This is a genomic window from Pararhodobacter sp. (genome assembly GCF_034676545.1).
Classification (GTDB): domain Bacteria; phylum Pseudomonadota; class Alphaproteobacteria; order Rhodobacterales; family Rhodobacteraceae; genus Pararhodobacter.
Genome location: NZ_JAUCBZ010000015.1, coordinates 2,413,014 through 2,439,682, shown reverse-complemented (window position 1 = coordinate 2,439,682; position 26,669 = coordinate 2,413,014). Strand labels below are relative to the sequence as shown.

The window sequence follows — 26,669 nt, the reverse complement described above, 5'->3', positions numbered from 1 at the left end:
GCGCAAGCCCCCTTTTTTCGGGCTCGGTGCGGTTTATCCGTCGCCTCGGTCGCCCAGCAGCCGGTCAATCGGCGCGTAATCGTCGGTAAACACAATCGGCGCGCGGGAGTCCAGGATCGCCTCGATTGATGCCGCCGCAACCCGCACCGCCGCCAATGGCATCGGCCCCTCATGGTCGATCTGCGAGCGCATCGACGGCCCCTCACCCGCCACCATGACGAAAACGCGCCGTGTCTCGGTCGGATCATGGCCCGGAATGGCCCAGATCTCGACACTGGGCCAAACCGCGCGTGCCGTGGTGATCAACGAGGCCAGCACGTCCAACCGATCCGAATGATCAATAATGTTCATCAGATAGACACCCTCATCGGTCAACCGCGCCCGTACCAGTTCAAAGAACTCGCGGGTGATCAAATGCTGCGGCACGGCGATGTCCGAAAACGCATCACCGATGATCACATCATACCGGGTGCTTTCACGACTTAAGGTTTGCCGGGCGTCGGCATGGATGATCCGGTCGTCGCCCGGCTCATACCAAAACGCGTTGATCGCCGTTTCAGTCACCGCCGCATCAATTTCGGCCACCGTGATCTGCACTGGCGTGCCCAGAGCATGCCAGCCGCGCGGCACGGAATAGCTGCCGCCGCCCACGAAAAACGCGCTCCACGCCGCGCGATCCTCCATACGCAGCCGCGCCAACCCGTCCAACATCATCGCGTGCGGCGTCATCATGGCGCGGGCGTCCGCTTGGTCAGCCGCGCCATGCACCAGATGATCCAGAACCATCAACCGGGTCAGCCCGCCGGCGCTGGACGGGGTATCAATCACCCGGATGCAGAAATAATTGCTCTCGACCGTGCAAGGATCGGGCATATTCATCGCCCCAAAGCTCAGCGAGACAGGCACCAGGACTGCCACGCCCCCCAGCCCCGCGCCGCGCAGGCTGCCCGCCGCAAACAGGGATTGCAGCCCCAATGCGGCATAAACCGCCGCCACCACGACCAGAGTTCCGGTAGATCCCAGCCACGAAATGAAGACGAACCCGGCGGCCAGTGTCCCCAAAATGGCACCCCATGCGCCCGCCGCGAACATTGCCCCCAGCGCGCGCCCCCGGCGATCCGCGTGAAAATGCACGGCGATCATCGACAGGATTGGCGCAGGAATCCCGGCAAAAAAGGACGGCAGGAAAAACACCAGACCTGTCAAGACGATGATCGAGATCACCGGATCGGGGACCGCGGTGATCACCGGACCCGACAGGGATCGCAGTACGAAAATCGCGCCCGCGGTTGTCACCGAGGCCGCCAGCATCGCCCAGCCATTGGCCTTCAAGGCGCGGTCCGGCACCCACTCCGCGAACCGCCCGCCAACCCAATGTCCGGCCAAAACCCGGCGAGCACAACCGCGATCACCGACGTCCAGGTGTACAAGGACATGCCGACATAGGGCGCCAACAGTCGCCCAGCGACGATTTCGACCACCAAACTCGCGGCCGCCACCGTTGCCTGCACCGCCACCAAGAGCCACAAAGAGCGCATGTTTTCCCCAATGATTGGCGTTTCTTGTTCGCCCACCGATTACACCCCAGAGGGGGCCAGCGAACAAGCGTATACCAATCTCTCACGCACATATTGACCATATGGCTGCCCGAATTTTTCGACGTGACGCGTTGTGCATAAGTTTCCTTGACGCAAAATGCACAAAACGAGAACTTGGTCGCCTTCACGCTCAAAAGATGACCTGTCCCTCATCTGGCCATCAACGCGAAATCTGGCTTTAATGTCGTTTTATCAATCTCTTGCAAGACCTTCTTACGTTGATACGCCCTCATAATCCAACCGCGCAAGATATTGATCAGGGGATCCAGATCGCCACCCTTGAAAGTCTGACATTTATTGCCCTGTGGATAAGTCCGTGTATGAATCTGCGTGAAACTCGCAGCCTTTCGCAGATATACCGCCTGTTTCCGAGCAATATTCATGCCGATGTCTTTTTATTGTCTGACATCTGGAATCGAGGGACTCATGCACCTGTTGGGTAAACCGACGCCTCATACAGGCCGCGCACACGGTCCGCAAACGACCCCGGCACACCTGCCCCGATCCGGCGCCCGTCAATGCGCGTGACCGGTGTCACCCCACCCAGTGTTCCGGTCACGAAGGCTTCATCCGCCGCATAGCATTGCGCCAAGGTAAAGTCGCACTCACGCACGACAATCCCATCTGCCCGACAGGCCTCGATCACCGCACGCTGGGTGATGCCGCGAAAGGAATAGCTGCCGGTCGAGGTCCAGACCTCCCCTTTGCGCACGATGAAAAAGTTGGTCGAATTGCAACTCGCCACAAATCCGCGCGGGTCCAACATCAGCGCCTCGTCAGCGCCCGCGTTGATCGCCTGGATCAGCGCCTGAATCAGGTTCAGACGGCTGTGGGAGTTGAGATGCAGGTCAAAAACATCGGGGCCAGAGGTGCGGAAAGTCGACGTGAACAGCGTCATGCCCTTGGTCCGGGCCTCTGGACGCGGCGTCTTGAATTCGGCGACGATCACCACCGTCGGGCCAGAAATGATGAAGCGCGGGTCCTGGTTCGGCGTCGACTTGATACCCCGCGTCACCATCAACCGAAGATGCGCGCCATCGGTCATGCCATTGGCGTCCAACACCGCCTCCAACGCGGCCGTGATCCCCTCGCGGCCTTGCGGGATCTCCAGCGCAATCGACCCCGTCCCTTCGAACAACCGATCCAGATGCGCGTCCAGCTGCAAGATCCTGCCACGCACCAGCCGCAAGCCTTCCCAGACGCCATCACCAAAGCCGAATCCCGCGTCAAAGATCGAGACCATCGCCTGATTGCGGGGGATCAACGCACCGTTGACCGACACCAGAACATCATCATTGCGCGGATCGGGAAGATAGCCTTGTGCGGCGGTTCGTGTGGTCATGATTTGGCCTCCTGTTGTGTCGATTGGCACGGGCGCAGGGCCAAGAGTCAAGCGCAGGCACCAATTCCTGTCCTTCATATCCCCGGCAAATCCAGCACCAACGCCGCGTGATCGCTGGCGTGCGGGCGATGGTCGCCAACATCTTCCAGCCGCGCGGCCTGACCGCCCGCATCGCGGCCCATCCCCGCCCGCAGGGCGCGCGGCACGGCATCAGGCCAGCGTGCCGCCAAGGCCGGCGAGGCCACCATGGCGTCCGGGCACCCGCGAACCCCGTCCTCGTGCCACCAGGTCCAGCGCTCGCCCGGCGCCATACGCGCCGTCAGGTCCACGCCAAACCCCTCGATCAGCGGCGCCACCGCGCGCTCGGGGTCAGCAAGCGGGTCATTGAGATCACCCAGCACCAACCACAGCGCTGCGCCCGGCTCCGAAAAGCGACGTTCGATCAGCCGCTTCACCGCCAGCGCTTCAAGCCGCCGCCGATGCCAGGCCGCGGTTCGATCCGGCCAGGGCGCCTTGAAATGCACGGTGAACAAGGTCAACGCGCCCATCTCGACTTGCAGGCAGTCGCGGCAGAAAATCACCCGATCCACACTGACGCCGGGCACTTGCGACAGGCCCAGATCACGGGGACGCAGGCGCGCATAAGAGGTCGCGGCAAAGGGCCGACGTGCCATCACCGCGACATCGCGCCCTGCCCCATCATTGCCGGGCAAACAGGCACGCCACGGCCACAACTCGACTCCTGTCGCCCGCAGCAAATGATCGTGAAAATAGTCCAGCGACGGCGCGTCAAACACCTCTTGCAAGGCGCAAACATCGGCATCGGCCTGTGCCAATACCTGCGCCGTCAAACGCCGATCCGCGAAATCAAGCACCCGGCCCAGATCTTCGGCCTTTTCGGTCTCGTCGAAATCGCGCGCCCCGTCCAACCGGTCCTGGCCGCCGGGACGACGCAATCGCAGGTTTTGGACATTGAAAGTCAGAACCCGCATAGGTCTTGCCCGCTCTTTGTTCTCCAAATATCCCGGGGGAGGCTGCGCCAAAGGCGCAGACGGGGGCTGGCCCCCTCTTCTACCCCGCCAACGACTTCATCACCTCACCGGCCAAGATCACGTCCGCCTCTGTCGCCGCGAAGCTGCCAACCTGAAATCTTACCACGATTTGCCCCTTGGTGCGCCCTTGCGTGACATAGATACGGCCATCGTCGTTGATCCGGTTCACATAGGCCAGCATCGCCGCATCATCGGCCCCCGCCAGCTTGACGGTGAACAGCGACAACACCGGTTCCGTGACAATCTCGAAGCGTCCATCGGCGCGCAGGACCTCGGCCAGTTGCTGCGACCAGGCCACATGATCGCGGATCACCGCGCGCAACCCTTCGAGGCCATAGGCCTTGAGCACGAACCACAATTTCATCGCCCGGAACCGCCGTCCCAACGGCACCGACCACTCCGAGTAATTGACGAAACCGCCTTTGCCATGGGTTCGCAGATACTCCGGCGAAATGGCCAATGTCTTGACCAGGTCTTTCGGGTCGCGCAGATAGTGTGCGCTGAAATCAAACTGGACACCCATCCATTTGTGCGGGTTCAGCACAAGGGAATCCGCGGCTTCGATCCCCGCCCAAAGGGTGCGAAATTCCGGGCAAATCATCGCCGCCCCGGCCCAGGCTGCATCCACATGGCTATAGAGCGCCTCGTCACGCGCCACGGCCAGAACGTCGCGCAGATCATCGCACGCCCCGGTGCCTGTGCCGCCCGTGCAGGCGACAAGTCCCGCTGGCAGATAGCCCGCCTCCCGGTCGGCCCTGATCGCCGCGCGGAGTGCAACGGGGTCCATCGCTCGCAACGGACCCCGGGTTGGAATGCGCACCAGATTGTCACCGCCGATCCCCGCAATCCAGATCGCCCGATCGACCGACGTGTGCACCTCATCCGACGCATAGATCCGCAACCGCGCCTGGCCCGTCAGCCCCGCTGCATTGCCCGCCCACTTCAGCGCCCGCTCGCGCATGGTCAACACCGCCGCCAAGGTCGCCGATGACGCCGAGTCCTGAATGACGCCCTGAAACCCCTCCGGCAACCCCAACCCTTGCCGCAGCCAATCCAGCATCAGCGTTTCCACCTCGGTTCCGGCGGGCGAGGTCTGCCAGAGCATACATTGCTGCGCCATGATCGAGGCCACGAAATCGGCCAGCATCGACGGTGGCGTGGCATTGCCCGGAAAATAGGCAAAGAATCTCGGGTGTTGCCAATGGGTCAGACCCGGCATGATCTTCTCGTCGATCTCGGCCAGGATCCCGTCCAACCCTTCGCCTGTTTCGGGCGGGCTTTGCGGAAATCTGGCCCGGACGGCCCCCGGTTCCAGCGGGGCGCGCACCGGGCGCTCACCAATGCCGCGATGGTAATTCGCGCCCCATTCGGCGATTTCCGCGCCGAGTCTGGCGAAATTATCCCAGTCCATGCGAGGCTTGGTATCATCGGGCATAGGCGTCATCCTTTGGTGCGGGCCAAGGCAGGGTTGCGGTCAGGAAATCAGAGAGTAATGAACAAGGCAACCAAATCATCCGCACCGATGCGGCACGCCCGGCAGATCCGCGATTTGCACCGGCAAACCTGCGGTCATCATCTGGGCCAGCGGCCAAGGCGTCAGAAGGGTCACACTGCACGCCTTTGGTGCCGGGGCCTCGGCGTATCCTTGGAAACGCCAGCGCCACCACCTGCCCTGCGCGCGCAAGACAACAGCGCCCGCCTCGACAATCATTGCCCCTGCGGGCACCTCTGCCTTGGGTGTTTGCCGCGTTCTGCGCCCGCGGCCCTCAAGGCGCGCGTCGTGCAAGGCCGCGTCGATCTGATCCGCCGTCGCCGCTCCGAACAGCTCGGCCCATAGCGTTGCAAACACTCGCCACTCCGGATAGCGGCATTGCGCACAGGGCCTGTGCCCCGCCGCATAAGCCGTTGCTTCATCGTGGAAAAACAACTCCGTATAGCAGCCCGGCTGCATCAACTCGCGCCGCCGCCCGCGAAACGCACAGACGCAGGTGATCCAGCGTTTTCCACTATGGCCTCGCACGATCCGCCCATCCGACGTATGCAAACACCCTTTGTTGCCGAACCAAGCGCCCCGCTCGGCGATGGCCTGTAACCCCCCCATCGGATCGACCCGGTTTTGACGCATCACACTCTCCCGTTGCGCCAACTCTTGACCGCAGACAACGGCAACGCAAGGGAATCTCACATTCCCGAAATCTCAATTGACAAACCCATAAAGAAGGCGCGTGGTCGTCACATTCGACGTATGGGGCCAAAATGCTTCGGTGGATTAGCCTGATTCTTCTGGTGTACCTGCTGGCCTTCCCCAGCAGCCCGGATGAGTCTGCGCCGAATGTTACCTGGGTTGAACTGGCAAGCACCCAACTTGTCGCCCCGTCGGCTGATCCCGCCTCGCCGACGGCACTGCCGCCCGCCACTACCCCACGGACCATTGCCCCGGCAACAGTCGCCGCGACCCGGTATCGCAACCACGCATCACATTCTGACGCGATCCTGGCCCGCCGCCATATGCGGCCAGCCCCACAAGCGCCCCCGGCCCTGATGACTTCGACGTAACATCAACGCGAAATCTCAGAGAGGCATCATGCGCCAATATCTTCCACTCATCATCATGTTGAGCTCCGTCGGGCTGTTCATGGTCTATGCGATCATCACCATGGTCATTCATCCGGTATAAAGCCGACGCGGCTTTGCCAGACACCAGCGCCCGGCGCATCCATGACGCGCCGGGCCCCGGGGGTTTGCCTTAGCCGGTCATGAACACATCGTAACGCGTCGTTTTCCCCAGGATATGATGCGAACACGCGCGCAGTCCGACCATCGGGTCCGCCTTGGCGGGCCATTTCAAGACGACGCGGTTTCGTGCGTGATCAAGCGCGATATGCATCAGGTCCAAAGCATCATCGTCGGCCCCGACAATCTCGCGCACACGTCGCAACTCTTGCTTCACCAGCGCCGATTTCCTGCTTGGCGGGTGCATGGGGTCGATCAGAATTGCCTCGGTGCGCATCGTCGGCAGCAAGTCCTTGGAATCGCCCTGCAAAAGCGTCATGCGGCGAACGATGTCGCGCACGTCTCCGCCCTCGTCATAGGCGCGCTGCAAACCCTGCTCCAACAAGGCGTGCATGGTCAGGGATCGCTCGATCAAGGTGACCTCGGCACCCAGCGAGGCCAACAGAAAGGCATCGCGCCCCAGACCCGCGGTGGCATCGACGATAGTCGGTGTTTTGCCGCCGCGCAGGCCCATCGCCTTGGCCAGGGCCTGTCCACGCCCGCCGCCGAAGCGACGCCGATGCGCCACCGCGCCGCCGACAAAATCAACCCGCAAGTCCCCAAAGTCCCGCGTCATGCCTTGCCCTTGGCCTCGCCCAGAATATCCGCCTTCTTGGCGCCGCGCTGCCCCATCGGCCTGTCGGGTCCGACGGTGGAATCAACGGCGGTCTGCGCCTCGATCTCGGCGTTGATCACCGCCCCCAGCATGAGGATGAAGGCCGAAATCCACAGCCACATCAGCAAGACAATGACCCCCGCCACGCTGCCGAAAGTTTCGTTATAGCTGCCGAAATTGCGCACATAGATCGAAAACCCGATGGAGGCCAGGATCCAGACCACGCAGGCCGTCACGGACCCGACCGACAGCCATTTCCACCGTGCATTCCGGCGGGACGGTCCGTAGCGATAAATCACCGCCAGACCAAACACCGTCATTGCCGCCAGAATGACCCAACGCGACAACGACAGGGCCGTCTTTAGCCCGTCCGGCAGGATGAGAAAACTCAGGATGACAGGCACCGCCAGCGCCGCGAGCAAGCCCATGATCAGCCCCACGATCAAGAACAGGGTCAGCGCCAACGTCCAGAGCGTTTTCCTGACGAACCCTCGTTTTTCCCGCTCGTTATAGGCAACATTCAACCCCTGCATCAGGCTGCCCATTCCCTTGGACGCTGAATAAATCGCCAGAACCAGACCAACGCCAAAGGCAACACCCAGGCCCTGTTGCTCGGAACCGGTCACCGCCACGGCCTGATCCATGATGATCTGCGCAGCCTCCTCGGGGATGATCTCGGTCAGGGTTTGAAGCTGTGCCGCCACTTCAGCGGGTGCCAGAACAAGGCCGCCAAGCGCCATCAGCGCGGCGATCGCCGGGAAAATCGCCAGCAGCGCATAAAACGCGACCCCGGCGGCAATGAGGCCCAAATGATCGGCCGCAATGTTGTCTTTCACGCGCAAGGCGATGTCTTTCCAACCACTGGCCGGGATCTGCGCCGGGGTGTCTGCTTGTCGGCCTCGCGCCATCGGGCACTCCTGATGTCAGAAAACTCAGTCCCCGAGAGTGTCGCGGACTGACGGGTTTGCGTCCAGTGGCGTGTACGATTTCCCCGCCGCAACGTCGACCGTCTCTTGCGCCGCGCATCCGAGGGTTTTTGCGGGCCTCGCCTTCGTTGCAGCCCGCCTTGTCCGAACCCTCTCTCACGCAGGGGTCGCGTTTCAGGAAAAAAATGTTACGTTGCAATTTGGCGCGCGGAAAATTCATGTGTCATCTTGGAAAGTTTGACACGCAAACCGCGAGAACAGCGGAGCGGATGACGATGACAGGTATCAAAATTCGGAACATGCAGGAGTTTGCCGACGTCAGTGGCATCTCTCGCCCGACAATCTCAAAATATTTCAACGATCCTGACAGCGTTCGTCCCGGCACGCGTGGTCGCATCGAGGCCGCGTTGGAGCGGTATGACTATCGACCCAACATCTATGCGATGAACCAGAACCGCAAGTTGACCAAGACCATTGGCATCGTCGTCCCCCTCATCTCGGACCCTTATTTCGCCGAAATCGCCCGCAACCTCGAACAGCGCTGCATCACCGCCGGATACCGCCCGACCCTGTTCAGCTCGCACGGCGACTCCGCCTTCGAGGTCGAGGTGCTCGACACGCTTCGCTCGCTCAAACCAGCCGGTGCCCTGCTGGCGCCCTTGGGTCGCGCGTCCGACAAACAAGCGCTGAAACGGTTCTGCAACGACGTTCCGACGATGATTTTCGACAGCAGCGTCGAGGAAATCGGCCTTGGGTTCGTGGGCTCCGACAACTTTCAGTTCACGCAGCATATTGCGGATTATCTGTGCCGGACCGGCGAGCCGCCTTGTCTATTTGACATGAAGACCCCAGCCAATCCGAACGCGCTGCGTCGCCGTCAGAGCTATCTGGATACGATGGCGGCCTTTGGTCATACCCCGCATGTCATCTCGGTCGAAGGCGAGGGTTGGGGGTTCGAGGAAATCGGTCGCCTGGGCGGTCATGAGGCCCTGACACAGGCGCGATTTCCGACCAATACGATCCTGTGCAGCAACGACCGACTGGCGATCGGGTTGTTGACGGCGTGTTACGAACAAGGGGTCCGGGTCGGGCGCGGCCCAGACGATGCGATTCGGGTTGCCGGACAGGACGGTCACCCCCATTCCCGCTATACATGTCCGCCTTTGACCACGATTTCGCACGACTATGACGCCGTATCCCAGACCGCCGCCGACAGTTTGTTTGCCGCGATTGACGGGCGGGTATCCCCTTGGAAAAGCACGCGTTTGGAAGGTCGTTTGATCCTGCGAGACTCGGCATGATCCGCTATATTTTTTACGCGCGTCAATTTTTTTGTTGACGCATGGCACGTCACGCCACTACCGTAAGTCAACTCATCCAAACGGGAGGACTACGGATGTCTAGGAAGAGCACTTTTCTATCAGCAACAGCACTGTCGTTGATTGCGACCACCGGCGCGTTTGCCGAGAGCCACGCGTCGACAATCACGATTGCGACTGTGAACAACGGCGACATGATCCGGATGCAGGGTTACACGGATCAATTCACCGCGCAGACCGGCATCAATGTCGAGTGGGTCACGCTTGAAGAAAACGTTCTGCGTCAGCATGTTACCACCGATATCACGACGCAGGGTGGCCAGTTCGACATCATGACCATCGGCATGTACGAGACGCCGATCTGGGGTGCCAACGGCTGGCTGGTCCCGCTGGACGGTCTGTCGGCAGAGTATAACGTCGATGACATTCTGCCCGCCATGCGCGGCGGTCTGAGCCATGACGGCACGCTCTATGCGGCACCGTTCTACGGCGAAAGCTCTATGATCATGTATCGCACCGATCTGATGGAAGCAGCAGGTCTGGAAATGCCGACCGCACCGACCTGGACCTTCATCCGCGAGGCCGCGGCAGCGATGACCGACCGGGCGAATGATATCAACGGCATTTGCCTGCGCGGCAAGGCTGGTTGGGGCGAGGGTGGCGCGTTCATCACCGCGATGTCCAACTCGTTCGGCGCACGCTGGTTCGACATGGAGTGGAACGCCCAGTTCGACACCCAGCCCTGGCATGACACGCTGACCTTCTTTCAAGGCATGATGAGCGAATCCGGTCCCGGCCGGCTATGCCACCAACGGCTTCAACGAAAACCTGTCGCTGTTCAACCAAGGCAAGTGCGGCATGTGGATCGACGCCACGGTTGCGGCCTCCTTCGTCACTGGCAGCGATTCGACCGTTGCCGATCACGTCGGCTTTGCGCTGGCCCCCGACAATGGGTTGGGCCGTCGCTCGAACTGGCTCTGGGCCTGGGCGCTGGCGATCCCGGCTGGCACGCAGCAGCAAGACGCCGCTCTGCAGTTCATCGAATGGGCCACCGGAACCGGCTACATCGAGATGGTCGCCGAGAACGAAGGCTGGGCCAATGTGCCTCCGGGTGCCCGGACCTCGCTCTATGAGAACCCGAACTACCAGGCGGTGCCGTTTGCCCAGATGACGCTCGACTCGATCCTGTCGGCGGATCCGAACAACCCGACCGTTGATCCGGTTCCCTATGTCGGTGTCCAATTCGCCGCGATCCCCGAGTTTGCCGGTATCGCGACCGAAGTCAGCCAGGAATTCTCGGCCTATTATGCCGGTCAGCAGACCGTCGAAGAAGCGCTGGCGAATGCTCAGGCGATCACCAACGAAGCGATGGAAGCTGCGGGCTACCGCTAAGCTGCGCCACGCTCACGCGGAAGGCGGCCTGTGCCGCCTTCCGACTTCTGACACTGTGTTCCCAGAAACTTCATATTTCCCCGGGCCCTTGCGCCCCCTGAGCTGAGGAGACGTGCCATGGCGACCCAGCATTCCCGATCTGCAGCGCGGATCATGATGGCCCCTGCAGTATTCTTGCTCCTTGTCTGGATGCTCGTCCCGCTGTGCATGACCTTGTGGTTCTCGTTCCGAAACTATCTGCCGCTTCGCGGTGGCGACCTGGGTTTCGCGGGCTTCGACAATTTCGTGCGCTTCGTCTCCTCCAGCGCCTTCTGGCCCTCGATCCTGACGACCTTGATCATCGTCGGCGGCGTCCTGCTGATCTCGATTGTCTTTGGCGTGCTGCTGGCGATCTTGCTGGACAAGCCGATGTGGGGACAGGGCATCGTGCGCATCCTCGTCATCGCTCCGTTCTTCGTGATGCCAACCGTCTCGGCGCTGGTCTGGAAGAACATGTTCATGGACCCGGTGAACGGCGTGTTCGCCCATCTGTGGCGCTTTTTTGGCGCGGATCCCATCGTCTGGCTGCAAGACGCGTCGGTGTTCTCGATCATTGTGATCGTCGCGTGGCAGTGGCTGCCGTTTGCAACCCTGATCCTGTTGACGGCCATTCAATCGCTCGACAGCGAGCAACTGGAAGCCGCCGAGATTGATGGTGCCAACCCCTTGGCCCGCTTTGTCTTTATCTCCCTGCCGCATCTCAGCCGCGCCATCACCATCGTCATTCTTATCCAGACGATCTTTGTTCTGGCCGTCTTTGCCGAAATCTTCGTGACCACCGGCGGCGCCTTTGGCACCCGAACCCTGACCTACCTGATCTATCAGCGCGTGCTGGAAAGCCAGAATGTGGGTCTGGGCAGTGCCGGCGGCGTTTATGCCATCATCCTTGCCAATATCGTCGCCATCTTCCTGATGCGCATCGTCGGCAAGAACCTGGACAATTGAGGAGCATTTGATCATGGCAAGAGCTGTCACAACCCAACGCAAGGCCCTCAACACCGTCGTCGCCTGGAGCATCGGCCTGCTGATCTTCTTCCCGATCCTGTGGACCATCCTGACCTCGTTCAAGACCGAGGCCGAGGCCATCGCCAACCCACCGGTGTTCCTGTTCTTCGATTGGACGCTGGAGAATTACGGTGTGGTGATGGAGCGCTCGAACTACATGCGCTTCCTGACCAACTCGGTGATCATCGCGGGCGGCTCGACGCTGCTGGGTGTGCTGATTGCCGTGCCCGCCGCCTGGTCGATGGCCTTTGTGCCCTCCAAGCGCACCAAAGACATCCTGCTGTGGATGCTCTCGACCAAGATGTTGCCGGCGGTTGGCGTTCTGTATCCGATCTACCTTCTGTGCATTCATCTGGGGGTTCTGGACAATCGCGCCGCGCTGGTGGTGATCCTGATGCTGATCAACCTGCCGATCATCGTCTGGATGCTGTACACCTATTTCCGCGAAATTCCGGGCGAAATCCTGGAAGCGGCGCGAATGGACGGGGCAAACCTCAAGGATGAAATCCTCTATGTCCTGACGCCAATGGCGATCCCCGGTATTGCCTCGACGCTGCTCTTGAACTTCATCCTGGCGTGGAACGAAGCCTTCTGGACGCTGAACCTGACCTCGATCGACGCCGCCCCCTTGACCGCGTTCATCGCCAGCTACTCCAGCCCCGAAGGCCTGTTCTTCGCGAAACTCAGCGCTGCATCGACCATGGCCATCGCGCCGATCCTGATCCTTGGCTGGTTCAGCCAGAAACAACTTGTCCGAGGCCTGACCTTTGGCGCCGTGAAGTGAGGAACACATAATGGGACGCATCCAACTCAAGCAGGTTAAAAAGGCTTTCGGCGACGTGGTGGTCATTCCACCGCTGGACCTGGAGATCAACGACGGCGAGTTCGTGGTCTTTGTCGGCCCCTCGGGCTGCGGTAAATCCACGCTTTTGCGTCTGATTGCCGGGCTCGAGGATACCACCTCGGGCAATATCGAGATCGACGGCGAGGATGCCACCGCCCTGCCCCCGGCCAAACGGCGGCTGGCGATGGTGTTCCAATCCTATGCGCTCTATCCGCATATGACGGTGCGCAAGAACATCGCCTTTCCGCTGCGCATGGCCAAGATGGATCAGGCCGAGCAGGATCGCCGCATCGAGGCCGCCGCCAAGGCGCTGAACCTGACCGATTATCTGCATCGACGCCCCGGCCAGCTTTCGGGCGGCCAGCGCCAACGGGTTGCGATTGGCCGCGCCATTGTCCGCGAGCCAGCCGCCTTTCTGTTCGATGAACCGCTGTCAAACCTTGATGCCGCGCTGCGGGTCGGCATGCGGATGGAAATCTCGGAACTGCACAAGAAGCTCAAGACAACGATGGTCTATGTGACGCACGATCAGGTCGAAGCGATGACCATGGCTGACAAGATTGTCGTGCTGCAAGCCGGGGTGATCGAACAAGTCGGCAGCCCTCTGGAACTCTATCACACGCCGCGCAACAAATTCGTGGCGGGCTTCATCGGCTCGCCCAAGATGAACCTGCTCGAAGGGCCCGAGGCGGCGAAACACAACGCCACCACCATCGGCATCCGGCCCGAGCATATCGACATCTCGACCACCGAGGGCCAGTGGCAAGGCACCGTCGGCGTGGCGGAACATCTGGGCTCGGACACCTTCTTGCATGTCCACGGCGTTCCGGGCTGCGACCCGATGACCGTGCGCATCGCCGGAGACGTTGCCCTCAGCCACGGCGACACGGTCCACCTGACGCCCCGCCTCGACCAAATCCACAAGTTCGACGCCAAGGGCTTGAGGATCGCGCAATGAGACTGCACGGGAAATGTGCGTTGATTACCGGCGCCGCCCGCGGCATCGGTCTGGCCTTTGCCAAACGCTATGCCGCCGAGGGCGCGCGGATTGCGATTGCCGATATCGACCTGGAGCGCGCACAGGCCGCCGCCGCCGAGATCGGCGCGGCGGCGATTGCGGTCAAGATGGATGTCACCGATCAGGCCAGCATCGACGCGGGTGTTGCCGCCACGATCAAGGCCTTCGGTCAGATCGACATCCTGATCAACAACGCCGCGATCTTTTCCGCCGCGCCCATCGTGGAAATCACCCGCGAGGATTACACGCGGGTCTTTGACATCAACGTCAGTGGCACGCTGTTCACCCTGCAGGCGGTCGCGCGGCACATGATCGACAAGGGCATCAAGGGGCGCATCATCAACATGGCCTCGCAAGCCGGGCGGCGCGGCGAAAGCCTGGTCGCGGTCTATTGCGCCAGCAAGGCGGCGATCATTTCGCTGACCCAATCGGCGGGCCTCAACCTGATCGCGCATGGCATCAACGTGAATGCCATCGCCCCCGGTGTGGTGGATGGCGAACACTGGGACGGCGTCGATGCGTTCTTTGCCAAATACGAAAACAAGCCCTTGGGCCAGAAGAAAAAAGAGGTCGCGGCTTCGGTGCCTTACGGGCGCATGGGCCGGGCCGAGGATCTGGTGGGCATGGCCGTGTTCCTGGCCTCGGCCGACGCCGATTATGTTGTGGCGCAGACCTATAATGTGGACGGCGGGAATTGGATGAGCTGATGACGAACCCAGTGCGTGACCCCAAGACCATCAAGCTCTGCAACGCCAATCTGGGCAAAATGCCCAAGGGTGTCGCGGTTCCGACCTACGACCGATCCGCGCTGACGCCGGGGATCGTGCACATCGGCCTGGGCAATTTCCACCGTGCGCATCAGGCGTGGTATTTGCACCGGTTGATGCAGCAGGGTCTGGCCCATGACTGGGCCATCATCGGTGCCGGAGTGCGCGCCGGTGACGCGGTGATGCGCGAGCGTTTGTTGGCGCAGGACTGCCTGACGACACTTGTGGAGCTGGACCCGAACAGCGCCTCGGTTGAGGTGATTGGCGCGATGATTGATTTCGTCGAGGTTCACCCGCAAAACACCCCGCTGATCGCAGCAATGTCCGACCCTCGTATCCGCATTGTGGCGCTGACCGTCACCGAGGGGGGCTATTTTCGGTCCGCGGCGGGTACGCTTGACACGTCGCACCCCGATATCCGGCATGACGCCGCCAATCCGCACCAGCCCGTCACCGCCTTTGGCGCGATGATCGCTGCGTATCGTGCGCGCCGCGACGCGGGCCACGCGGCCTTTGCCGGGCAAAGCTGTGACAACCTGCAAGGCAATGGCGACGTTTTGCGCCGCACCGTTGTGGACCTGGCGCGGCTCAGCGACCCCGAGCTTGCGCATTGGATCGACCAGAACGCCAGCTTTCCCAACTCCATGGTGGATTGCATCGTGCCCGCCACTGGCGCGTCAGAGCTGTCTTTCGTGCGCGCGCTCGGCATTGACGACGCCGCGCCGGTGACCCATGAAAACTACCGCCAATGGGTGATCGAGGATCAATTCTGTCAGGGCCGCCCGTCGTGGGAACACGCCGGGGCGACGATCACCGACGCCGTGCACCCGTACGAAAGCATGAAAATCCGCATCCTGAACGCCGGGCATCAGGTTCTGGCCAATGTCGGCGAACTCCTGAGCCTGGAGACGATCACCGATTGCATGGCCGATCCGCTGATTTTCGCGTTTTTCCACAAGGTTCAGGCGCAGGAATTCCTGCCCCATGTCGAAGCGGTCGAGGGAACCACGGCGCTGGACTATCTTGCGTTGATCGAAAAGCGGTTCTCCAACCCGAAAATCCGTGACACCACCCGCCGCGTCGCGTTTGACGGCTCATCGCGCCATGCCGGGTTCATCTTGCCCATTTTGCGCGATGCTCTGGACAGCGGCGGCGACATCGAGGGGCTGGCGCTTGTCGAGGCGCTCTGGGCACGCATGTGCGCCGGAACCCGCGAGGATGGCAGCACGATCGCCGCGAATGACCCGATCTGGGACCGGTTGACACAGACCGCACAGGCCGCGAAATCGGACCCGCAGGCCTGGTTGGCACTGCATCAGATCTATGGTGATCTGGCCGATAACCCCCGGTTTTCGGGTGCCTTTTCTGCATGGTTGCGCAAAATATGGGCCGATGGAGCCAGAGCCGCCTTGCGCGACTATTGTGGCCACGACACCCCATCCAAAGGGTGATCCGCCAAAGGGATCAAACACTCCGATGCCCCCCACACCACGCTCCATCACGCTAGACGACCTTGCCGCCGCCCTTGCGGCAAACGCCGGCGCGTCGCGTCGTGTCGTGGCGCTGGCGGGCGCGCCGGGCAGCGGAAAGTCCACGACGGCAAAGCGTTTGCAATGCGCGCTGACCGAAACCTACGGGATCGCAACGCAGATCGTGCCGATGGATGGGTACCACTATGACGACGCGGTTTTGGCCCAGTTGGGCCGGTCCGACCGCAAAGGTGCGCCCGATACGTTCGACGTTATCGGGCTGAAAACAACGCTGACCCGGCTTGCCCCCGCGTTCCAGACCGAACCGGTGGCAGTCCCGGTTTTTGATCGCGGGCTGGAGTTGTCACGCGCGGCGGGACGCCTGATCGACCCCGCCACCCGCCTTGTGCTGGTGGAAGGAAACTATCTGCTGTTGAACGATCAGCCGTGGTCTCAACTGCAACCGTTGTTCGATCTGACCATCATGCTTGAATGCGATGCGCAGATCTTGCGCAAGCGGCTGCTGACGCGATGGCGTGATCTTGAGTACAGCCTCGCTGACGCGCAACAAAAAGTTGACGGCAACGATCTGCCGAACGCGCGGCGCGTTCTGGCCGATAGTTCTGCGCCGGACTATTTCCTCATTCACGCGGACGCAGTGCGCCTTGCTGGCGACGCCAAACGGCCCACGGCCTTCAAAGGAAAAACGACATGATCCTGTGTTGCGGAGAAGCCCTGATCGACATGATTCCGACGCCGACCAGCACCGGTCGCGACGGGTTTGTGCCCCATCCCGGCGGCGCGGTGTTCAACACCGCCATCGCATTGGGGCGGCTTGGGGTGCAGACGGGCCTGTTGTCGGGGCTGTCCTCGGATATGTTCGGCCAACAACTGACCGAGGCACTCCGGGCCAGCCATGTCGATACCTCCCACATCATCGTCTCGGATCGCCCGACCACACTGGCCTTCGTGCGCTTGCAGGATGGGCACGCAACCTATTCTTTCTTCGATGAAAACTCGGCCGGGCGCATACTTGGCCCCGATGATCTCCCGCAGGTCTCGGCCGACGTGTCGTCGCTCTATTTCGGCGGTATCAGTTTGGCGAGCGAGCCTTGCGCCGACACCTATGCCGCGTTGCTCGCAACCGAGGGTAAAAACCGCGCGGTGATGATGGATCCGAATATCCGCCCGCAATTCATCCGCAATATCGACACCTATCGCGCCCGGTTGGATCGGATGATGGCGATGACCGATATCGTCAAGGTGTCGGACGAGGATCTGAACTGGATGTTCCCCTCGCCGCTGTCCCTGACGGAAAAGGTCAACGCGGTGCTGGATATCGGGCCGAGCCTGGTCATCCTGACGCGCGGCGGCGAGGGGGCGACCGGGTTCATGGCGGATGGAACCGAGGTATCCGTTCCGGCCAAACGCGTCGAAATCGTTGATACGGTTGGCGCGGGCGATACCTTCAACGCGGGCGTCTTGGCCAAACTCTACGAGTTGGGGGCTTTGCAGAAATCGCGGCTGGCGACCCTGTCGGCTGACGACCTGGCACAAGCGCTGACGCATGGTGCCCGCGTCGCCGCGGTGACCGTCTCGCGCGCCGGTGCCAACCCGCCCTGGTCAGCGGAGCTGTGATCCAAGGCCACCTGTGGGTGTCTGCGTCTCATTCAAGCCGCCAGACCACGAAGACACCGGCACCCTGCCCCAAATCACACCGCCCCGCGCGGTGACTACAACACCCCGACAATCACCAGCCCGGCAAAAACGCCGCAGACCATCAGCATGAGCCCAACCGCAAGGGACCCCAGATCCTTTGCATCCTTTGCGGCTTGCGACCATTCCGGCGACACGCGGTCGGTCAAAACCTCGATCGCCGTGTTCAGCGCCTCGACGACAAGGGTCAGCGCGAACAAGAGCAGGACCACCAGCCACTGCCAAAGTACCGCGCCCTGCCACAGAAACCCGGCGACGATGATACCCGCCGCCAGAATTTCCAGCCGCGCCGCCGTTTCCGCCCAGAGGCGACGGGCACCCGCCACGGAATACCCCGCCGCATCAACGACATGCAGCAGGCCACCGCGCGGCGGGATCACTGTGCGCTCTGCGTCCAATTCAGTCTTCGTCATCAGCTTTCCATCCTGACGCGGCAGCCATGGGTCAGGTCCAAGGCGCTGTCTTGCGCCTGAGTCGTCACATCCAGCAACCCGAGCACGCTGTGAAACAGATTGTCATGGCTGACCGGCTGGCGGGCCGCCGCCGACAAACAGGACCGATCCAGCGACAGCGCAGTGCGAAAATCCTCGTCGAGCCACATCATGAAGGGCACACGGGTTTGCACGTCGGGTGCCATGAACAGCGGTGCGGCGTGCAAATACAGCCCATCCTCGCCCAAGGACTCGCCGTGATCCGAGATATAGATCATCGCGGGCAGAACCCGGTCAGACGCCTCCATCAGATCAATCGCGCGCGACAACACGAAATCGGTCTCGAGGATGGAGTTGTCATAGGCATTCACGATCTGGTCCACGGTGCAGTCGGAGAATTGCGAGGTCTCGCAGGTCGGCTGGAACTGCGCGCGCTCTGCCGGATAGCGAAGATAATATGCCGGACCATGACTGCCTATCATATGCAACACCAGCACCGTGTTCTGGGTGATTGTCGCCAACCGATCCTCGATCAGCGGCAAGAATGCTTCGTCCGTGCATTCAACAGCACAGGCCTCGGGCGTCAAGGTTTCATCGATCCGTGCCCATCCTGTCCGGCTGGCAATGCGCTGATCGCCGGTGTTGTTGTCATGCCATTCGACGTTCAACCCGGCATGGCTGAGCACATCGAGCAGATTTCTTGCGCCAGAAACCCGTTCCGCGAATAATCAGCCTGTGGCAAGCGCGAAAACATGCAGGGCAAGGACACCGCAGTCGAGGTGCCGCACGACCGGACATCAGTGAAGTTGATCACATCGCGCGCGCTCAAACCCGGCGTCGTGTCGCGTGCATAGCCATTCAGGCCGAAATTCTGCGCCCGCGCCGTTTCACCGACAAAGATCACCAAAAGCACGGGCTTGTCCGCTGCGGCCAGCGCCGCACCGGGTTGCGCATCGCGGCCAAGGGGGCTCACGACGGGATCAGAGGTCAACCATTGCTGCTCGGCATAGCGGATCACCGAATAGACCGTCGCCCCCGGTTGATACGCCGCTGTCAGGTCATGGCGTTCGCGCAGCACCGCGGAAAAAGAGTGCAGGTCCATGAACAGCGACCCCACCAGAATGGCAAACGCCATCGCCACGCCCAAAGGCCAGCGCCAAAGCTGATGCCAGAGGCCAACCCGGCGAACCTTGGGCCAAAAGACCAGCGCCGCGGGCAGAACCCCGGTCACACCAATCTGGAGTATCGCATCCCAGGTCACCAGATGGCGTGATTCCGTCAGGGTTGTCTCAAAAACGTTGCGCACCATCTCGCGATCAATCAGCACACCGAAATTGCGCTCGAAGTAATGCGCGCTGGCCGAGATCACGATCATCAGCGCCGCAACCGGCCGTTGCAGCCGCCAAGGGCCCAGCACCTCGAGGATCAGAACCGTGAAGCCCCAAAAGGCCGCGCCCAACAGGGCTTGTTGCCCCAAGGATTGTGGAAATATCTCGATCACACGGGCCCAGAACCCGGTGTTCAGCACCGCCATGCAGTAGCTGGCGACAAGGATCGTCAGCACCGTCTGCCCGATAACCGGGCGCGGCACATGCCATCGGGTTGCGTTGGAATTGGTATGGTCGGTCATGGGGTGTCCTGCGTGTTTCAATCCAGAGGCAGGCACGGGCCCGCCGCATCCCCATCACAGCCCAAGCTTGCGCCAACATTACAATCCACACACCGCGGTTGGATTTCTGTCGCAGTTCAAAGTTTTCGGCGCTATTCAGGGTCATGCGACTTTTGCTTGTTGAAGATACCGAAGATCTGGCCCGCTCCGTCCTGCGCTTCTTGCAAAGCGAGGGACATGCCGTCGATCACGCCGCGGATGCGGCGACCGCGCAGGCCGCACAGGCGGTCGCCGAATACGCCTGCATCATCCTCGATCTCGGCTTGCCCGATGGGTCCGGCCTTGCACTGCTCAAGACATGGCGCGCGGCTGGCGACCGGACGCCGGTGATCATCGCCACCGCGCGCGATCAGATCAGCGACCGGATCGCCGGGCTGGATGCCGGGGCCGATGATTACGTCGTCAAACCCTATGACCTGCGCGAGTTGACCGCCCGCATTCGTGCCCACGCCCGGCGAGGTCAAGGGCTGCCGGAAACGCGGGTGCGGGTGGATGGATTGGAGGTCGATCGCGCCGCTGCCCGGGTTTGGCGCAGTGGCGCCGAGATTTGCCTGACCGCGCGGGAATGGGCGCTGTTCGACGCGCTTCTGGGGGCGCGCGGGCGGGTGCTGCACAAATCGTCGTTGCAAGAGGCGCTCTATGCGTTTGACACCGACATCGAGGGCAATGCCGTCGAGGTCTACATGTCACGCCTGCGCCAGAAACTCGGCGCGGGGGTCGTCGAGACCCGGCGCGGTCTTGGGTACATCCTGACATGAACAAACCCGCCCGCCCCTGGTCGCTGCGCAAACGCCTGACCCGTCGGGTGCTGGGTCTGGTCATCGGTGGCTGGCTGGTGACCATCGTGCTGTCCGTCTTCATGCTCGAACACGAAATGAACGATATGTTCGACGAGGAACTGACGGCACTGGTGGAAACCTCGGTTCTGTTTCTGGAAAGCAGCGACACGGCGCGGGTGCCGCGCAATCTGGGGGGTCGGGATGGATCAATCCGAGCGCATCCTGCGCTTGCTGTCGCAGACCGATCCGCCCCCTCAAGCCCCGTGGCCGGCCCTGACGGGCGACGGCTTTCACGACACACCCGGCTGGCGGGTGTTGCGACGCAGCGCCGAAGGTATGGTGATCGAGGCCGCGCAATCGACCTATGAGCGCCGCGAAGAAGTGCTCGAGGTTGCCTCGGCGTTTCTGGTACTCGTCTTGCCGCTCATGGGGTTGCTGTTTTGGGGTTTGCGCCGGATCACGAGCACGGCAATGATCCCGATTGACCGACTGGCCACCGAAATTGCCGCGCGCCAACCCGACGATCTGTCGTCTTTTCCGCCGCAGGACCTGCCGCAAGAGCTGCAACCCTTTGTCACCGCCTTCGACAGCTACCTTGCCCGGATCGACAGTATCCGCCAGGCCGAGCGCGATTTCGTCGCCAATGCCGCGCATGAATTGCGCACCCCTCTGGCGGCAATCCGCGCGCGCCTGCAAGTGTCCGATGATCCGGACGCCGCTGCAAGCCTGCCGCAGATCGACGCGCTGACCCGTCGCGTCGAACGTCTGCTGCAACTCGCGCGCTCCGAGGCCGAAGTGGGTCTCCGCCAAGGTCCGGCGGATGTGCTGCGCATCCTGCATCTGTTGATTCAGGACACGCGCCCCGGCAGCCCTCATCCGATCCGATTTGATGACAGCGACCTGCAAGACCTGATGGTGGCCTGCGATGCCGATGCACTGGCCATCATGCTGCGCAACCTGCTGGAAAACGCCGTTGAACATGGCAATGGTGAAATCCGTCTGCGCCTGTCGCCCGATGCAACCCTGACCATCGAAAACCCCGCAACCCACCCGCAAATGGCTGACGCACGGTATCAGCGCAGCGAAAACTCCTCGGGCGTTGGTTTGGGTCTGTCGATCATCACCGCACTGGCCCAAGCCATGCGCGTGACCCTGGCGCGCGAGGTCACGGCCGGAAACGTCCGCGTCACACTGACCTTTCCCCGCCAATCCGCCTGAAAATACCCGGCCGCGATTCAACCCGATCGAGACCTGGCGGACCACACAAAAGCGTTCAAACCGACCCGGTTTGACAGGGACTGTTCGACCCGTCTCAAGCCGCGTCCTCAGGTGCGTTCATGGTGCACACCTCGTGCCCTGCGCCAGAACAGCACCAGAAACCGCAAGAGGCCCCGTCTTGCCGTGCTGTCTGGACGGATCGGACCCGGCACGCGCAACCAACAACGCGACGCCACACGGCCAAAAGAGGCAAAACACCGCTTGCGCGTATCGTCACCGCGGATTGCCCTCTCCCCAGCGCCAAAATCCGGTCCCTTGACGGTTTCGGGCTCGCTGTTGCGCGATAATCTGCGCTGCCGGGCCTATTCGGGTCGCGAATCGACTTTCCTTCACACCATAACTCGGCTATCCGGCGCGTCGGTGCGCATCCACCCTTGGAGGGGCGTGCTTTTTTTGTAATTCCAATTGGAGGAACCGATATGGCTGGTGAGATCCCTGATCTAATCGCTGAGGTCCGGACGGGGTCAGGCAAGGGGGCCGCTCGTCAAGCTCGTCGTGACAATAAGGTCCCGGGCGTGGTCTATGGTGGTGGCGCAGAGCCACTGTCGCTGAACTTCGAGTTCAACTATCTGCTGCAGAAGCTGAAAAAGGTCGCTTCCTGTCGACCCTTTTCAACCTCAAGGTAGAGGGCCAGGACGATGTGCGCGTGATTTGCCGCAGCGTTCAGCGCGATGTCGTCAAAGACATGCCGACCCACGTTGACCTGATGCGCCTGCGCCGCACCTCGCGGATCAACTTGTTCATTCACGTTGAATTCGTGAATCACGAGGCCGCGCCTGGTCTCAAGCGTGGCGGCACGCTGACGGTTGTGCGCAACGAAGTCGAGTTGAACTGCCTGGCAAGCGATATCCCGGAAAAAATCGTCGTTGATTTGACCGGTTTGGAAATTGGCGACGTGATTCACATCAACGATGTGACGCTGCCCGCCGGTTCCAAGGCGACCATCGCCCGCAACTTCGTGATCGGCAATCTCGCCGCACCGTCGAGCCTGCGTTCGGCTGATGACGAGGCAAGCGATGACGAAGAAGACGAGGACGCCTCCGAGGAGTAATCCTTGGCGCTTGGCGACGTCTGAACACCCCGTCCCCGGCTTTCGGGGGCGGGGTTTTTGTTTGTGCACCTGCCATGGACAGCCGCGCAGACCCGGCATAAAACCAGCACCATGAAACTCATTGTTGGCCTTGGAAATCCCGGCGCGAAATATGCGCAGAACCGCCATAACATCGGGTTCATGGCGCTGGACCGCATTGCCGAAGATCATGGGTTCTCGCCGTGGAAGGCCCGGTTTCAAGGCGAGGTGTCAGAGGGGCGGCTCGGGTCCGAGCGGGTGATCCTGCTCAAGCCCCAGACTTTCATGAACCTGTCCGGTCAGGCGGTCGGTGAGGCGATGCGCTATCTCAAGCTCGAGGCGGCGGATGTGATCGTGCTGCATGATGAGCTTGACCTCGCGCCCGGCAAGCTGCGGCTGAAACAGGGCGGAGGGCACGCGGGCCACAATGGGTTGCGCTCGATGATCCAGCATATCGGCGCCGAGTTTGCGCGGGTGCGGCTGGGGATCGGGCATCCCGGCCACAAGGACGCGGTGGCAGGGTTTGTGCTGCATGATTTCGCCAAGGCCGACGCCGAATGGCTGGACGATCTGCTGCGCGGCATTTCCGAAGGCGCGGTGTTTTTGGCGACGGGCGACGGCGGGCGGTTCCAGAATGCCGTCGCCGCCCGCGTCGCTCCGGCGCGCAATGCCGGGCGCGCGGCCGAAAAGCCTGCGCCCACCACCAAAGAAGCGCCTCACGCCCCCAGCGCGCCCGATCCACAAGCGCCCGACAGCAGAACGGCGCTGCAAAAGCTCGCGGACAGGTTCCGATGACCGACCGCCTACGGACCGCGTTTCGGGATCAGGCCCAGGCTTGCGAGTATCTGGGGTCGCCCTTCATGGCCCGGCTCTGTACGCTCTTGGGTGATCGCCTGGAACCGACTTGCGCCCTGACCCGCCGCCTCTTTGATTGGCCGGGCGATCTGTCGGCCTCGGGCCACTCGGTGCCATTGCGGCTGGCCGGGGCGTTGCACAGTCTGGTGCTGCGTGGCGATGCCGGGCTGCGCGCGGTTTACCCCCCGCAAGACGTGGATGACGACGCCCTTTGGTGCGCCGTGGCGCACGCGATCCAGCAACACGCCGCCGATCTTGGTGCAACCCTCGACAGCGCGCCGCAAACCAACGAAGTGCGCCGGTCTGCCGCGCTCATTGCGGTCGGGCACAGCCTTGCCGCGCATTACAAACTGCCTTTTGTGTTCAGCGAATTGGGCGCCAGTGCCGGGCTGAACCTGAACTGGGATCGCTATGCGTTGGCCCTGCCGACCGCCACCATCGGACCACACGCGCCGATTCTGACATTGACCCCGAACTGGACCGGCCCGACCCCGCCGAACGCGCCGGTGCAAGTGGCACAGCGCGCGGGCGTTGACCTCAATCCACTGGATGCCGCGGACCCCGCGCACCGTTTGCGGTTGATGTCCTATCTTTGGCCCGATCAGGTGCACCGCCAAACTCTCACCGCAGCCGCCATCGCCGCCACGCCTCCACGGCCTGACAAGGCCGACGCGATCGACTGGCTGGAACCGCGCCTGGCCCCGCATCCCGGTCAGGTGCATTTCATCTGGACCACGATTGCCTGGCAGTATTTCCCCAAAGAAAGCCAGGACCGGGGGTGTGCGTTGATCGAAGCGGCAGGCGCAAAGGCCACGCCAAAGGCCCCGCTGGCGTGGTTTTCCTATGAAAGCGACGGCCAGAAACCCGGCGCGGCCCTGACCCTGCGCCTGTGGCCCGAAGATCTGACCCTCGATCTGGGCCGCGCCGATTTCCACGGTCGCTGGGTGGATTGGCGCGGCGTTCCACCACTTTCCTTGGCCGTCAATCCAGTCTAACTGTTGCCAAACACCGCGAGGCCCGCATGACCCAGACCGATTTCGAGACCCGCAAGGACACCGCCTCGGCGTGGTTTCACAGCCTGCGCGACACCATTGTCGCCCGCTTCGAGGCGCTGGAGGACAGCACCGCGTCCGACGCCCCCGCCGGACGTTTCGAGGTCACACCCACCACCCGCGACGAGGGCCGTGGCGGCGGCGGCCTCATGTCGGTGATGCGCGGCGGGCGCTTGTTCGAGAAGGTCGGCGTCAACTGGTCGGCCGTGCACGGCACGCTGGGCGAGCGCGCGCAAGCGGCGATGGCCGCGCGCGGGGTGCCCGGCATGGCCGATGATCCCCGGTTCTGGGCCTCGGGCATCAGTCTTGTCGCGCATATGAACAACCCGCATTGCCCCGCCGTCCACATGAACACGCGCATGTTCTGGACCCCCGGCGCCTGGTGGTTTGGCGGCGGCGCGGACCTCAACCCCTGCCTTGAATATCCCGAGGACACCGCGCATTTCCACGCCGAGATGCGGCGCGCTTGTGACGCGCACAATCTGGCCTATTACGACCGATTCAAAGCCTGGGCGGATGAGTATTTCTTCGTTCCGCACCGCGGTCGCGCGCGCGGGGTGGGCGGTATTTTCTATGACGATCTGAATTCCGGCGGCCCCGAGGCGGACAGCTGGGACAAGGATTTTGCCTTTACCAAGGCCGTCGGCGACGCGTTCTTGCCCGCCTTCACACCGCTCTGCGAAAAGCGCCGCGACACGCCCTGGACCGAGGCCGACAAAGACGCGCAACTGATCCACCGGGGCCTCTATGCCGAATACAACCTGGTCTATGACCGGGGCACAAAATTCGGGCTGGAAACCGGGCATGACGCCAACGCCGTGTTGATGAGCCTGCCGCCGCTGGCAAAATGGGTCTAGGCCCTACAGATCGTCAAAACGCCCGCCGCGCCCATGGCCTTCAGCAAACCGGGTCGCGCCCTGAACACCCTCAGCCAGCGCCATCCCGGCACTGGCCCATTCGCGCCTGAGCGCCGCCGCCAATGCCGCTGGATCACCGCGCGCTGACAGAAAATCGGCGCGCATGCAGCCTTGCGGAAAGCGGGTCAGCCCCTCGGCCATCTGGAGCGCTGCCGTCAAGGCCCCCCCTTTGGGCGTCACCCGGTCTGCAAGACCAATGGCCGCGGCCTCGACGGCGTTCACCGCGCGCCCGGTCAGGATAAGGTCATTGGCACGGCCCTGCCCGACAACCTGCGGCAAGCGCACCGTGCCGCCGTCGATCAGTGGCACGCCCCAGCGGCGACAAAACACGCCGAACTGTGCGTCTTCGGCCATGATCCGAATGTCAGACCATAAGGCCAGCTCCATGCCACCCGCCACCGCAGAGCCTTCAATCGCCGCAATCACCGGCTTTGACAGCATCAGCCGTGACGGGCCCATTGGGCCCTGCCGCGGGTCGGTGATCGGGTCCGTCCAGGTCTCCGGAATTGTCAGACCTTTGATCCACTCGATCCCATCCCCCTGCGAGGCTGACTTCAGGTCGAACCCTGCGCAAAACGTCCCTTCGGCCCCGGTCAGCACCGCGACATCCACATCGGCGTCGATGTCAAACGCCAGCATCGCCCCATAGAGTGCCCGCGCCAAGGCCGGATTGACCGCATTGCGCGCCTCGGGGCGCGACAAGGTGACGACCCGAACACGGCCTTGAGTTTCAACAGTGATCAT

27 protein-coding genes and 2 pseudogenes are annotated in these 26,669 nt (G+C 62.2%); 16 read left to right on the top strand and 13 right to left on the bottom strand.

Annotated elements, in window-relative coordinates:
• Positions 1-33: 33 nt before the first annotated feature.
• The 9 genes from VDQ28_RS15480 to VDQ28_RS15440 form a co-directional block, all read right to left on the bottom strand.
• Positions 34-1,347 (bottom strand): fused MFS/spermidine synthase, encoded by a 1,314-nt coding sequence (locus VDQ28_RS15480; protein WP_323036781.1) that lies wholly within the window; start codon positions 1,345-1,347, stop codon positions 34-36.
• Positions 1,329-1,538 (bottom strand): fused MFS/spermidine synthase, encoded by a 210-nt coding sequence (locus VDQ28_RS15475; protein WP_323036780.1) that lies wholly within the window; start codon positions 1,536-1,538, stop codon positions 1,329-1,331. The genes VDQ28_RS15480 and VDQ28_RS15475 overlap by 19 nt, the downstream gene beginning before the upstream one ends.
• Positions 1,539-1,747: 209 nt before the next feature.
• Positions 1,748-1,981: a hypothetical protein gene (locus VDQ28_RS15470; protein ID WP_323036779.1), complete on the bottom strand. Its 234-nt coding sequence runs from the start codon at positions 1,979-1,981 to the stop codon at positions 1,748-1,750.
• A gap of 41 nt (positions 1,982-2,022) precedes the next feature.
• The gene (locus VDQ28_RS15465; RefSeq protein ID WP_323036778.1) at positions 2,023-2,940 is read right to left on the bottom strand and encodes an aminotransferase class IV; all 918 of its coding nucleotides are present in this window, start codon (positions 2,938-2,940) and stop codon (positions 2,023-2,025) included.
• A gap of 74 nt (positions 2,941-3,014) precedes the next feature.
• Complete coding sequence (locus VDQ28_RS15460) at positions 3,015-3,932, bottom strand: endonuclease/exonuclease/phosphatase family protein (RefSeq protein ID WP_323036777.1); 918 nt, start codon at positions 3,930-3,932, stop codon at positions 3,015-3,017.
• Between the two features lie 79 nt (positions 3,933-4,011).
• The gene (locus tag VDQ28_RS15455) at positions 4,012-5,403 is read right to left on the bottom strand and encodes a pyridoxal phosphate-dependent decarboxylase family protein (protein ID WP_323038143.1); all 1,392 of its coding nucleotides are present in this window, start codon (positions 5,401-5,403) and stop codon (positions 4,012-4,014) included.
• A gap of 99 nt (positions 5,404-5,502) precedes the next feature.
• Positions 5,503-6,117: a hypothetical protein gene (locus VDQ28_RS15450; RefSeq protein WP_323036776.1), complete on the bottom strand. Its 615-nt coding sequence runs from the start codon at positions 6,115-6,117 to the stop codon at positions 5,503-5,505.
• Positions 6,118-6,738: 621 nt separating this feature from the next.
• Complete coding sequence (locus VDQ28_RS15445; RefSeq protein WP_323036775.1) at positions 6,739-7,341, bottom strand: class I SAM-dependent methyltransferase; 603 nt, start codon at positions 7,339-7,341, stop codon at positions 6,739-6,741.
• The gene (locus VDQ28_RS15440) at positions 7,338-8,288 is read right to left on the bottom strand and encodes a YihY/virulence factor BrkB family protein (RefSeq protein ID WP_323036774.1); all 951 of its coding nucleotides are present in this window, start codon (positions 8,286-8,288) and stop codon (positions 7,338-7,340) included. Before VDQ28_RS15440 ends, VDQ28_RS15445 begins: the two co-directional genes overlap by 4 nt.
• A gap of 293 nt (positions 8,289-8,581) precedes the next feature.
• Here VDQ28_RS15440 and VDQ28_RS15435 point away from each other — a divergent pair, with 293 nt between their 5' ends.
• The 9 genes and pseudogenes from VDQ28_RS15435 (at position 8,582) to VDQ28_RS15395 (ending at position 17,797) form a co-directional block, all read left to right on the top strand.
• Positions 8,582-9,607 carry a LacI family DNA-binding transcriptional regulator gene (locus VDQ28_RS15435; RefSeq protein WP_323036773.1) on the top strand — a complete coding sequence of 342 codons (1,026 nt, stop codon included), beginning with the start codon at positions 8,582-8,584 and terminating at the stop codon, positions 9,605-9,607.
• Between the two features lie 95 nt (positions 9,608-9,702).
• Positions 9,703-11,017: pseudogene (locus VDQ28_RS15430) on the top strand (ABC transporter substrate-binding protein).
• Positions 11,018-11,134: 117 nt separating this feature from the next.
• Positions 11,135-12,001, top strand: a complete 867-nt coding sequence (locus tag VDQ28_RS15425) for a sugar ABC transporter permease (RefSeq protein ID WP_323036772.1) — start codon at positions 11,135-11,137, stop codon at positions 11,999-12,001.
• 13 nt (positions 12,002-12,014) lie between these two features.
• Positions 12,015-12,845: a carbohydrate ABC transporter permease gene (locus tag VDQ28_RS15420; RefSeq protein ID WP_323036771.1), complete on the top strand. Its 831-nt coding sequence runs from the start codon at positions 12,015-12,017 to the stop codon at positions 12,843-12,845.
• 10 nt (positions 12,846-12,855) lie between these two features.
• Positions 12,856-13,863, top strand: a complete 1,008-nt coding sequence (locus VDQ28_RS15415) for an ABC transporter ATP-binding protein (RefSeq protein ID WP_323036770.1) — start codon at positions 12,856-12,858, stop codon at positions 13,861-13,863.
• Positions 13,860-14,630 carry an L-iditol 2-dehydrogenase gene (locus VDQ28_RS15410; protein ID WP_323036769.1) on the top strand — a complete coding sequence of 257 codons (771 nt, stop codon included), beginning with the start codon at positions 13,860-13,862 and terminating at the stop codon, positions 14,628-14,630. The genes VDQ28_RS15415 and VDQ28_RS15410 overlap by 4 nt, the downstream gene beginning before the upstream one ends.
• A complete protein-coding gene (locus tag VDQ28_RS15405; protein WP_323036768.1) occupies positions 14,630-16,141 on the top strand; it encodes a mannitol dehydrogenase family protein in 1,512 nt (503 codons plus the stop codon). Before VDQ28_RS15410 ends, VDQ28_RS15405 begins: the two co-directional genes overlap by 1 nt.
• A 25-nt stretch (positions 16,142-16,166) precedes the next feature.
• Positions 16,167-16,874, top strand: a complete 708-nt coding sequence (locus VDQ28_RS15400; protein ID WP_323036767.1) for a nucleoside/nucleotide kinase family protein — start codon at positions 16,167-16,169, stop codon at positions 16,872-16,874.
• Positions 16,871-17,797 (top strand): carbohydrate kinase, encoded by a 927-nt coding sequence (locus VDQ28_RS15395; protein WP_323036766.1) that lies wholly within the window; start codon positions 16,871-16,873, stop codon positions 17,795-17,797. Before VDQ28_RS15400 ends, VDQ28_RS15395 begins: the two co-directional genes overlap by 4 nt.
• A gap of 95 nt (positions 17,798-17,892) precedes the next feature.
• On the opposite strand, the gene VDQ28_RS15390 is transcribed toward VDQ28_RS15395, so the two are convergent.
• The 3 genes from VDQ28_RS15390 to VDQ28_RS15380 are packed head-to-tail and all read right to left on the bottom strand — an operon-like array spanning position 17,893 to position 19,936.
• Positions 17,893-18,288, bottom strand: coding sequence for a diacylglycerol kinase (locus tag VDQ28_RS15390; RefSeq protein WP_323036765.1), 396 nt, complete (start codon positions 18,286-18,288; stop codon positions 17,893-17,895).
• Entirely contained in the window at positions 18,288-18,992 is a 705-nt protein-coding gene (locus tag VDQ28_RS15385; RefSeq protein WP_323036764.1) for a phosphoethanolamine transferase, read from the bottom strand. The genes VDQ28_RS15390 and VDQ28_RS15385 overlap by 1 nt, the downstream gene beginning before the upstream one ends.
• A complete protein-coding gene (locus VDQ28_RS15380) occupies positions 18,971-19,936 on the bottom strand; it encodes a phosphoethanolamine transferase (RefSeq protein WP_323036763.1) in 966 nt (321 codons plus the stop codon). The genes VDQ28_RS15385 and VDQ28_RS15380 overlap by 22 nt, the downstream gene beginning before the upstream one ends.
• A gap of 143 nt (positions 19,937-20,079) precedes the next feature.
• On the opposite strand from VDQ28_RS15380, the gene VDQ28_RS15375 reads away from it, so the two are divergent.
• The 7 genes and pseudogenes from VDQ28_RS15375 (at position 20,080) to hemF (ending at position 25,865) form a co-directional block, all read left to right on the top strand.
• Complete coding sequence (locus VDQ28_RS15375; RefSeq protein ID WP_323036762.1) at positions 20,080-20,733, top strand: response regulator; 654 nt, start codon at positions 20,080-20,082, stop codon at positions 20,731-20,733.
• Positions 20,730-21,122 (top strand): hypothetical protein, encoded by a 393-nt coding sequence (locus VDQ28_RS15370; RefSeq protein WP_323036761.1) that lies wholly within the window; start codon positions 20,730-20,732, stop codon positions 21,120-21,122. The genes VDQ28_RS15375 and VDQ28_RS15370 overlap by 4 nt, the downstream gene beginning before the upstream one ends.
• Positions 21,067-21,972: a sensor histidine kinase gene (locus VDQ28_RS15365; RefSeq protein ID WP_323036760.1), complete on the top strand. Its 906-nt coding sequence runs from the start codon at positions 21,067-21,069 to the stop codon at positions 21,970-21,972. The genes VDQ28_RS15370 and VDQ28_RS15365 overlap by 56 nt, the downstream gene beginning before the upstream one ends.
• A 479-nt stretch (positions 21,973-22,451) precedes the next feature.
• Positions 22,452-23,083 (top strand): annotated as a pseudogene (locus tag VDQ28_RS15360) (50S ribosomal protein L25/general stress protein Ctc).
• 111 nt (positions 23,084-23,194) lie between these two features.
• Positions 23,195-23,896, top strand: coding sequence for an aminoacyl-tRNA hydrolase (gene pth, locus VDQ28_RS15355; protein ID WP_323036759.1), 702 nt, complete (start codon positions 23,195-23,197; stop codon positions 23,894-23,896).
• On the top strand, positions 23,893-24,951 hold the full coding sequence (locus VDQ28_RS15350; RefSeq protein ID WP_323036758.1) for a DUF2332 domain-containing protein: 1,059 nt from the start codon (positions 23,893-23,895) through the stop codon (positions 24,949-24,951). The genes pth and VDQ28_RS15350 overlap by 4 nt, the downstream gene beginning before the upstream one ends.
• A gap of 26 nt (positions 24,952-24,977) precedes the next feature.
• Positions 24,978-25,865: an oxygen-dependent coproporphyrinogen oxidase gene (hemF, locus tag VDQ28_RS15345; RefSeq protein ID WP_323036757.1), complete on the top strand. Its 888-nt coding sequence runs from the start codon at positions 24,978-24,980 to the stop codon at positions 25,863-25,865.
• A gap of 3 nt (positions 25,866-25,868) precedes the next feature.
• Here the strand turns inward: hemF and VDQ28_RS15340 are convergent, their stop codons facing one another.
• A complete protein-coding gene (locus VDQ28_RS15340) occupies positions 25,869-26,669 on the bottom strand; it encodes a crotonase/enoyl-CoA hydratase family protein (RefSeq protein ID WP_323036756.1) in 801 nt (266 codons plus the stop codon).

What these genes read in the sequence shown, in the direction of transcription:
- VDQ28_RS15475 (WP_323036780.1), bottom strand. Translation starts at nt 1,538, where the DNA reads ATGCGCTCTTTGTGGCTCTTGGTGGCGGTGCAGGCAACGGTGGCGGCC.
- VDQ28_RS15470 (WP_323036779.1), bottom strand. Translation starts at nt 1,981, where the DNA reads ATGAATATTGCTCGGAAACAGGCGGTATATCTGCGAAAGGCTGCGAGT.
- VDQ28_RS15465 (WP_323036778.1), bottom strand. Translation starts at nt 2,940, where the DNA reads ATGACCACACGAACCGCCGCACAAGGCTATCTTCCCGATCCGCGCAAT.
- VDQ28_RS15460 (WP_323036777.1), bottom strand. Translation starts at nt 3,932, where the DNA reads ATGCGGGTTCTGACTTTCAATGTCCAAAACCTGCGATTGCGTCGTCCC.
- VDQ28_RS15455 (WP_323038143.1), bottom strand. Translation starts at nt 5,403, where the DNA reads ATGGACTGGGATAATTTCGCCAGACTCGGCGCGGAAATCGCCGAATGG.
- VDQ28_RS15450 (WP_323036776.1), bottom strand. Translation starts at nt 6,117, where the DNA reads ATGCGTCAAAACCGGGTCGATCCGATGGGGGGGTTACAGGCCATCGCC.
- VDQ28_RS15445 (WP_323036775.1), bottom strand. Translation starts at nt 7,341, where the DNA reads ATGACGCGGGACTTTGGGGACTTGCGGGTTGATTTTGTCGGCGGCGCG.
- VDQ28_RS15440 (WP_323036774.1), bottom strand. Translation starts at nt 8,288, where the DNA reads ATGGCGCGAGGCCGACAAGCAGACACCCCGGCGCAGATCCCGGCCAGT.
- VDQ28_RS15435 (WP_323036773.1), top strand. Translation starts at nt 8,582, where the DNA reads ATGACAGGTATCAAAATTCGGAACATGCAGGAGTTTGCCGACGTCAGT.
- VDQ28_RS15425 (WP_323036772.1), top strand. Translation starts at nt 11,135, where the DNA reads ATGGCGACCCAGCATTCCCGATCTGCAGCGCGGATCATGATGGCCCCT.
- VDQ28_RS15420 (WP_323036771.1), top strand. Translation starts at nt 12,015, where the DNA reads ATGGCAAGAGCTGTCACAACCCAACGCAAGGCCCTCAACACCGTCGTC.
- VDQ28_RS15415 (WP_323036770.1), top strand. Translation starts at nt 12,856, where the DNA reads ATGGGACGCATCCAACTCAAGCAGGTTAAAAAGGCTTTCGGCGACGTG.
- VDQ28_RS15410 (WP_323036769.1), top strand. Translation starts at nt 13,860, where the DNA reads ATGAGACTGCACGGGAAATGTGCGTTGATTACCGGCGCCGCCCGCGGC.
- VDQ28_RS15405 (WP_323036768.1), top strand. Translation starts at nt 14,630, where the DNA reads ATGACGAACCCAGTGCGTGACCCCAAGACCATCAAGCTCTGCAACGCC.
- VDQ28_RS15400 (WP_323036767.1), top strand. Translation starts at nt 16,167, where the DNA reads ATGCCCCCCACACCACGCTCCATCACGCTAGACGACCTTGCCGCCGCC.
- VDQ28_RS15395 (WP_323036766.1), top strand. Translation starts at nt 16,871, where the DNA reads ATGATCCTGTGTTGCGGAGAAGCCCTGATCGACATGATTCCGACGCCG.
- VDQ28_RS15390 (WP_323036765.1), bottom strand. Translation starts at nt 18,288, where the DNA reads ATGACGAAGACTGAATTGGACGCAGAGCGCACAGTGATCCCGCCGCGC.
- VDQ28_RS15380 (WP_323036763.1), bottom strand. Translation starts at nt 19,936, where the DNA reads ATGACCGACCATACCAATTCCAACGCAACCCGATGGCATGTGCCGCGC.
- VDQ28_RS15375 (WP_323036762.1), top strand. Translation starts at nt 20,080, where the DNA reads ATGCGACTTTTGCTTGTTGAAGATACCGAAGATCTGGCCCGCTCCGTC.
- VDQ28_RS15370 (WP_323036761.1), top strand. Translation starts at nt 20,730, where the DNA reads ATGAACAAACCCGCCCGCCCCTGGTCGCTGCGCAAACGCCTGACCCGT.
- pth (WP_323036759.1), top strand. Translation starts at nt 23,195, where the DNA reads ATGAAACTCATTGTTGGCCTTGGAAATCCCGGCGCGAAATATGCGCAG.
- VDQ28_RS15350 (WP_323036758.1), top strand. Translation starts at nt 23,893, where the DNA reads ATGACCGACCGCCTACGGACCGCGTTTCGGGATCAGGCCCAGGCTTGC.
- hemF (WP_323036757.1), top strand. Translation starts at nt 24,978, where the DNA reads ATGACCCAGACCGATTTCGAGACCCGCAAGGACACCGCCTCGGCGTGG.
- VDQ28_RS15340 (WP_323036756.1), bottom strand. Translation starts at nt 26,669, where the DNA reads ATGATCACTGTTGAAACTCAAGGCCGTGTTCGGGTCGTCACCTTGTCG.